Raw genomic sequence first — 7,078 nt, forward strand, 5'->3', positions numbered from 1 at the left:
AACCCTTTAGCTGTCGCTGTCGGACGCGGTCAGGCGCACCAGCGCGCCGTCCTCGAAGTCGGTCAGCACCAGCAGGGCGCCGTCAGGCCCGACATCCACGTCGCGCACGCGGCCCAGGTCCCGGGCCAGGCTTTCCTCGGCCTGCACCGTGCCGTCCTGCAGGTCCAGCCGGACCAGCCCGCCGCGCACCAGCGCCGAGATGAAGATGTCGCCGGTCCAGTCCTCGAACATGTCGCCGTCATAGGCGATCATGTCGCCGGGCGCGATGACCGGGTCCCAGAAGTAGTCGGGCTGCTCCATGCCTTCCATGCTGGCCTCGCCGCTGCCGATGGCGCCGCCGCCGTACTGGACGCCGTAGGAGACGACCGGCCAGCCGTAGTTCAGGCCCGCCTCGGTCAGGTTCAGCTCGTCACCGCCCTGGGGGCCATGCTCGATCGTCCAGAGCTGCCCGTCGATATAGGCGGCACCCTGTACGTTGCGGTGGCCATAGGACCAGATCGTGTCGATCGCGCCCTCTTGCCCCACGAACGGGTTGTCCTCCGGCGTCTCGCCGTCGAGCGTCACGCGCACGACCTTGCCGAAGGTGGTGTCCAACTCCTGCGCCAGGTCGCGGTTCTCCATGGTGAAGCGCTCGCCCGTGGTGACGAAGGCGTGGCCCTCACCGTCGAACACGATGCGCGAACCGTAGTGCATTGGGTCGGTCACCGCCGGCTCCTGCACGAAGATGTCGGTGACATCTGACAGCGCTGTCATGTCCTCGTTCAGCACACCGTAGGCGGCAGCCGTGACCGAGCCACCCTCGACCGGCTTGGAATAGGTGAAGTAGACGCGGCGGCTGTCCGCGAAGTTCGGTCCCAGCTTCACGTCCAGCAGGCCGCCCTGCTCTTCGGCGAAGATCTCGGGCAGGCCCTCGATCGGCTCGGACACGGTGCCGTCGGCCATGATGTGGCGCAGACGGCCCGGACGCTCGGTCACGAGATAGCCCTGCTCGTCCGGCAGGACCGCCAGGCCCCAGGGATGCACCAGTCCGCCGGCGATCTCGGTCTGCTGCAGCTCGACGCCGCTATCTTCCAGCGGTGCGCGGAACTGCGCGTCGAACGCGGGCTCGAAGCTGGTGTTGCGCTCGCCGCGCTCGAATGTCTGCGCAGCCGCCGGGGCGGCGATCAGCGCGCTTGCGGTGATCATCAGGGTCGTGCGGATCATGGATATGTCTCCTCTTGCCACGTTGTCGACAGAACGGATGCGGGCGCGCCCCGTTCCGGCCGTTCAACGAAGCGTGACCCGCGCGTGCGGGCACGTAAGCCGCCGCCGCCCCGCGGCAACGCGAAAGGGCGCCGCCGTTGCCGGCCGCGCCCCATTGTTAGCGGTGTCATCTGTCAGGCGGGCCGCTTGCGCGGTCCCGCTCAGGTGCGCGGATCGGGCGCCCAGCGGCCCTCGATCAGGTCGCGCACCTTCTGCGCGGTGGCCTCGGCCGTGATGCCGAAATGCTCGAAGAGATCCCCAGCGGGCGCCGAGGCACCGAAGCCGTGCATGCCGACGAAGCCCGACTTCTCGCGCTTGCCGCGCTCGCCGAACAGCCAGCGGTCCCAGCCGAAGCGGGTCGCGGCCTCGATCGCGACGCGCACCGGCCCGCCGGGCAGAACGCGGCGGCGGTACTTCTCGTCCTGCTCCTCGAACAGCTCCCAGCTGGGCATCGACACGACCCGCGTGCCGATCCCCTCGGCCTGCAGGATGTCGCGCGCGGCCATGGCAACGGACACTTCCGACCCGGTCGCCATCAGGATCGCCTGCCGCTTGCCCTCGGCATCGGCGAGGACATAGGCGCCCTTCTCGGTCAGGTTCGCGGTCTTGTGCTCGGTCCGCACGGTGGGCAGGCCCTGCCGGGTCAGCGACAGCACCGACGGGCGGCTGGTCTGGCGCAGCGCGATCTCCCAGGCCTCGGCGGTCTCGACCGTGTCGGCGGGGCGGAAGACCAGCGTGTTGGGCGTGGCGCGCGAAATCGCCAGGTGCTCGACCGGCTGGTGCGTCGGGCCGTCCTCGCCCAGGCCGATGCTGTCATGGGTCATGACGAACACGGTGGGGATGCGCGACAGCGCCGCCAGCCGCATCGACGGGCGCGCGTAGTCGGTGAAGGCCATGAACGTGCCGCCATAGGGGCGCACGCCGCCATGCAGCGCCATGCCGTTCATCGCCGCGGCCATGCCGTGCTCGCGGATGCCGTAGAAGATGTGCCGGCCCTTGCGGTTGTCGGTGTCGAAGGTGCCCAGATCCTTGGTCAGCGTGTTGTTCGACCCGGTCAGGTCGGCCGAGCCGCCGATCGTCTCGGGCATGATCGGGTTGATCGCCGACAGCACGATCTCGGACGCCTTGCGCGTGGCGTGTTTCGGCGCCTCTTCGGACGCCTGCTTCTTCAGCGCCTTGATCGTGGCCGACAGCTTCTTGGGGGCCTCGCCGGCCATGATGCGGGCGAACTCGGCCTGGCGCGAGCCGCTTGCCTGCGACAGCCGGTCTTCCCAGGCTTCGCGCTCGGCGCTGCCGCGCGCGCCGACCTCGCGCCACCACGACAGGATCTCGGCCGGAACCTCGAACGGGTCGGAGGTCCAGCCCCAGGCCTGCTTGGCGGCCTTGTTCTGGTCGCCGTCGGTCAGCGCGCCGTGGCCCTTGGCGGTGTCCTGCGCCGCGTGGCCCAGCGCGATATGCGTCTTGCACGCGATCATCGACGGACGGCCGGTCTCGGCCTTCGCGGCGGCGATGGCCGCGTCGATCGCCTCGGGGTCGTGCCCGTCGATCGCCTGCACGTGCCAGCCGGCCGCCTCGAAGCGCTTGAGCTGGTCGGTCTTGTCCGCGATCGAGACCTTGCCGTCGATGGTGATGCCGTTGTCGTCCCAGAACACCACCAGCCGGCCCAGGCCCTGCCGCCCGGCCAGGCCGATCGCCTCGTGGCTCACACCCTCCATCAGGCAGCCGTCGCCGGCGATGACCCAAGTGTTGTGGTCCACCAGCTTGTTGCCGAAGCGCGCGCGCAGCGCCTCCTCGGCGATGGCGAAGCCGACCGAGTTCGCGATGCCCTGGCCCAGCGGACCGGTCGTGACCTCGATCGCCTTGGCCATGAAGTTCTCGGGGTGGCCGGCGGTGCGGGCTTGCAGCTGGCGGAACTTCTTGATCTCGTCCAGCGTGATCTCGTCGTCGCCGCACAGCGCCAGCAGCCCGTAAAGCAGCATCGAGCCATGGCCCGCCGACAGGATGAACCGGTCGCGGTCATGCCATTCGGGCGCCTTGGCGTCGAACTTCATGTGACGCGAGAACAGCACCGTCGCCACGTCGGCCATGCCGATGGGCATGCCGGAATGCCCGGAATTGGCATGGGCCACGGCGTCCAGCGCAAGCGCGCGCAAGGCGGTCGCGCGCATCCAGTGATCGGGGTGGGCTTGGCGAAGCTGGTCGATATCCACGGGCGGCGGTCCTTTGCAGACAGGGTTTGCGGCTGAATAGCACCACCGGCCCCAAGTGCAAGCGTGGCCCGGCGTCGCGCGGGGCCGCAGGCCCTTGTGTCACCTCAACCGCGCCGGCTAAGGCCTTGTCCCGCAACGGGCGCGCAACCGCCGGCCCTGCGGGATAAACTTGACCCCGAACGCCCCTGTGTGATTCTGTGCGCAGGGCGGCCGGACGGGGCGCTTCGACGAGGATCGTGATGAGCCGTATGGAAGACTTGCAGGGGCGTCTGGGCACCGCGCTGGAACGCATCGCCGGCGCCGCCGACGCGTGGGACCCCGCCGCGCTGCACGCCGCGACCGCGGCGCTCGCCGCCGCGCAGCAGGCCGAGGCCGAGCAGCCCGAGCCCGAACCGCAGGCCGACCCCGCCGAGCTGGCCGAACTGCGCGCCGCCCTCGAGGACGAGCGCACCGCCAACGCCCAGCTCGAGGAGCGCATGGCCACGCTGCGCGCGCGCCTCGCCCAGGCCGGGCCCAGCGACGCGACGCTGCGCGAACAGCTCGCCGCCCAGCGCGAGGGCATGGCCCAGATCGACGCCGAGCTGCAGCGCATGCGGCGCACAAACGACATGCTGTCGCGCACCTCCGAGGCGCTGCGCGAGGCCAACGCCGAGGGTCTTGGCGACCCCGAGGCGATCAACCAGGCGATGGCGGCCGAACTCGACGCGCTGCGCGCCGCGCGCGCCGCCGACGCGGCCGAGACGCGCGCCGTGATGGCGACGCTGGCGCCGCTTCTGGAAAGCGCGGGAGGGCAGGCCTGATGGCCCAGATCGAGGTCGAGATCACCATCGGCGGCCGCAGCTTCGAGGTCGCCTGCCAGGAAGGCGAGGAGCAGTACCTCTACGCCGCCGCCCGGATGCTGGACAACGAAGCCGGCGTGCTGATCGACCAGATCGGCCGCATCCCGGAAAGCCGCATGCTGCTGATGGCCGGCCTGATGCTCGCCGACCGTACGGTCGGCCTCGAGGAACGACTGCGCGAGGCCGAGGACCGCATCGGCACCCTCACGCAGGAACTGACCGAGCTGCGCGACGCGCCGCCGCCCGAACCCGAGCGGATCGAGGTCCCGGTGATCCCGCCCGACGTCACCGATGCGTTCGCCGAACTCACCGCCCGCGCCGAGGCGCTGGCCGATGCGCTCGAGGAAAAGGCCAAAGCCTCCGCCTGAGCGCGGTCCGGCACGCCAAGACTCCCCCAAAAACGAAAAAGGCCGGGTCGCCCCGGCCTTCCACCCGGTGCGCGCACGACGCCCCGGCTTCTTTGGTCCGCAAATATCCCGGGGGAGCGCCGCAGGCGCGGGGGCAGAGCCCCCACATTACCCCCGTGCCGCGATCAGCCGTTGGCTTCGCGGATCTTCTCGGCGGCGTCCTTGTCGTAGGCCACGCCGTTCTGCTCGAACAGCTGGTCCAGCTCGCCCGACAGCGTCATCTCGGTGATGATGTCGCAGCCGCCCACGAACTCGCCCTTCACGTAGAGCTGCGGGATCGTCGGCCAGTCCGAGTAGTCCTTGATCCCCTGGCGGATCGCGTCGTCGGACAGCACGTTCACGTCGGCATAGTCGACGCCCATGTAGTTCAGCACGCCCGCCACGCGGCTGGAGAAGCCGCATTGCGGCATCGTCTTGGTGCCCTTCATGAACAGCACGACGGGGTTGCTCTTGACGGTCTCGTCGATGCGGTTGCGGGCGTCGGAGGTCGCTTCGGTCATGTCTTTCGGTCCTTCGGAATGAACAGGCGGGCATATTCCTGCGGGTCGCGCGGCACCCGGTACTGGGCCGAGTGCCCCCCGCCGCCCCCGCCCGAGTGATAGGAGGCGTCGATCACGTGGTAGCCGGTCCCGGGGGCGCTGCCCCGGCGGCCATGTGGGTCGTGGCGCACGGCCTGCCGCGCGCGCAGGCCCGCCACCAGCACGATCAGCGCGCAGAGCAGGCCGATGATCGCGCCGGAGATGGTCAATCCGGCGCCCGTGTCGTCAGCGCCAGCGCGTGCAGCGCGCCGTCGGGGCCATCCATCCGGCCCTTCAGTGCGGCGTAGACCGCGCGCTGCTGCTGGACCCGGTTCTTGCCGCGAAAGGATTCGTCGATGACCATCGCGGACATGTGCACGCCATCGTCGCCCTCGACGACGATCTTGGCGTCCGGAAAGCTCTCGCGCAGCAGGTCCTCGATCTCATGGGCATGCATCGGCATCCGACGTCTCCGGTTGGCTACGAGTGAAAAGTAGGTTCGCGCGCCGGCTGGCGCAAGCATTGTCGGCTAGCGGCGCACCGCCAGCGCGTTGGTGGCGCCCACGACGCGGATCTGCGTCACGCCGGCCAGCTGCTGGTCGGACAGGTCCACAGCCGCGGTCAGCGTGCGGGCAAGCTCGGTGCCCACCGGGGCGGGTTGCAGCCGGGCGCGCAGCTCGAAGCTCAGCACGCCGGCCTCAGGCAGGTCCGCGACGGGCACCAGGCGCACCGCCCAGGGGCCCAGTCGCTCGGCCACGCCGGTGGCGCGCACGATGGCGCCGCCGGGGCGGCGTTCGACCGCCAGGTCCTCGATCCGCATCACCGGCTGGCCGGCATAGACCACCGGCTCGTCGCAGCGGAAGATCGAGGCGCGGCGGCGCGGGATCAGCGGGTTGGCGGCCTCGGTGGCGTCGGTCGCGACCGCGACGGGCTCGGCCCGGCCGAACCAGTTGAACGGGTTGACCCGGCTTTCGCGCAGGCCGGCGCAGCCGCCCAGCACCATCGCCGCAACCACCGCTCCCGCCACCGTTCTGACCATGCACAAGCCCTTTCGGCCCAACGCCCCTTTGACTGTCACTCGCCTAGCGCATATCCCCTCGCTTGAAAAGCGCCCAGGCGCCGCGCGCCGCGTCGCACAAGGAAAGGACCGGCCATGGCTCAGCAAGCCTTCGAGGACGTGGTCGAGGATTTCGAGTTCCTCGACGACTGGGAAGACCGCTACCGCATGGTGATCGAGATGGGCAAGGCGATGGACCCGCTGCCCGACGCGCTCAAGGTGCCCGCCACCAAGGTCGAGGGCTGCGCCAGCCAGGTCTGGCTGCACCCCCGGATCGAGGCCGGCACCTTCCACTTCGAGGGCGACAGCGACGCGCTGATCGTGCGCGGGCTGATCGCGGTGCTGCACCGGCTCTACGACGGCCTGCCGGTGGCCGAGGTCCCAGCGGTCGACGCCAAGGCCGAGATGGGCCGCCTCGGCCTGACCGAGGCGCTGTCGGCGCAGCGCTCGAACGGGCTGCGCGCGATGATCGAACGGATCCGCACCGAGGCCGCGAACGCGGCCTGAACACGGGCAGGGGCCGCGAACGCGGCCTGACCAAGGCGGGGGCCGCGAACGCGGCCTGAAGACGGGAAGGGGCCGCGCACGCGGCCTGACCAAGGCAGGGGTCGCGCACGCGGCCCGAACAAGGCCCGCGGCCACGGGCTGAACGCGCCCCACGCCCGCGGCCGGGCGCGGAAACCGTCGCGGTTTCCGGCCGCCGGGCCGCACCGGAGCGCGCGCCTTCAGCCGCCGCGCAGCCAGCGCAGGATCTCGCCGCGGTTGCCGTCCAGCTCGGGCGCCGGCGGGCGGGTCGTGGGATCGG

At 70.6% G+C, this 7,078-nt stretch carries 9 protein-coding genes; 3 read left to right on the forward strand and 6 right to left on the reverse strand.

Going from position 1 to position 7,078, the window contains the following annotated elements:
* Positions 1-6: 6 nt before the first annotated feature.
* Together ACFDTC_RS00635 and tkt are read right to left on the reverse strand one after the other, a co-directional pair.
* Positions 7-1,203 carry a PQQ-dependent sugar dehydrogenase gene (locus tag ACFDTC_RS00635; protein WP_375256920.1) on the reverse strand — a complete coding sequence of 399 codons (1,197 nt, stop codon included), beginning with the start codon at positions 1,201-1,203 and terminating at the stop codon, positions 7-9.
* A gap of 200 nt (positions 1,204-1,403) precedes the next feature.
* Entirely contained in the window at positions 1,404-3,452 is a 2,049-nt protein-coding gene (gene tkt / locus ACFDTC_RS00640) for a transketolase (protein ID WP_375256921.1), read from the reverse strand.
* Positions 3,453-3,691: 239 nt separating this feature from the next.
* Between tkt and ACFDTC_RS00645 the strand changes: the two genes are divergently transcribed.
* On the forward strand, positions 3,692-4,252 hold the full coding sequence (locus tag ACFDTC_RS00645; RefSeq protein ID WP_375256922.1) for a hypothetical protein: 561 nt from the start codon (positions 3,692-3,694) through the stop codon (positions 4,250-4,252).
* Entirely contained in the window at positions 4,252-4,659 is a 408-nt protein-coding gene (locus tag ACFDTC_RS00650; protein WP_375256923.1) for a cell division protein ZapA, read from the forward strand. The genes ACFDTC_RS00645 and ACFDTC_RS00650 overlap by 1 nt, the downstream gene beginning before the upstream one ends.
* Positions 4,660-4,823: 164 nt before the next feature.
* On the opposite strand, the gene grxD is transcribed toward ACFDTC_RS00650, so the two are convergent.
* From grxD to ACFDTC_RS00670, 4 genes are all read right to left on the reverse strand, one after another.
* A complete protein-coding gene (grxD, locus tag ACFDTC_RS00655; RefSeq protein ID WP_375256924.1) occupies positions 4,824-5,198 on the reverse strand; it encodes a Grx4 family monothiol glutaredoxin in 375 nt (124 codons plus the stop codon).
* Complete coding sequence (locus tag ACFDTC_RS00660; RefSeq protein WP_375256925.1) at positions 5,195-5,446, reverse strand: hypothetical protein; 252 nt, start codon at positions 5,444-5,446, stop codon at positions 5,195-5,197. Before ACFDTC_RS00660 ends, grxD begins: the two co-directional genes overlap by 4 nt.
* Positions 5,443-5,679 (reverse strand): BolA/IbaG family iron-sulfur metabolism protein, encoded by a 237-nt coding sequence (locus ACFDTC_RS00665; protein WP_375256926.1) that lies wholly within the window; start codon positions 5,677-5,679, stop codon positions 5,443-5,445. Before ACFDTC_RS00665 ends, ACFDTC_RS00660 begins: the two co-directional genes overlap by 4 nt.
* A gap of 66 nt (positions 5,680-5,745) precedes the next feature.
* Positions 5,746-6,255 carry a hypothetical protein gene (locus ACFDTC_RS00670; RefSeq protein WP_375256927.1) on the reverse strand — a complete coding sequence of 170 codons (510 nt, stop codon included), beginning with the start codon at positions 6,253-6,255 and terminating at the stop codon, positions 5,746-5,748.
* A gap of 114 nt (positions 6,256-6,369) precedes the next feature.
* Between ACFDTC_RS00670 and ACFDTC_RS00675 the strand changes: the two genes are divergently transcribed.
* On the forward strand, positions 6,370-6,780 hold the full coding sequence (locus ACFDTC_RS00675; protein WP_375256928.1) for a SufE family protein: 411 nt from the start codon (positions 6,370-6,372) through the stop codon (positions 6,778-6,780).
* Positions 6,781-7,078: the final 298 nt, after the last annotated feature.

Source organism: Citreimonas sp. (genome assembly GCF_042096055.1).
Taxonomy (GTDB): Bacteria; Pseudomonadota; Alphaproteobacteria; order Rhodobacterales; family Rhodobacteraceae; genus Citreimonas.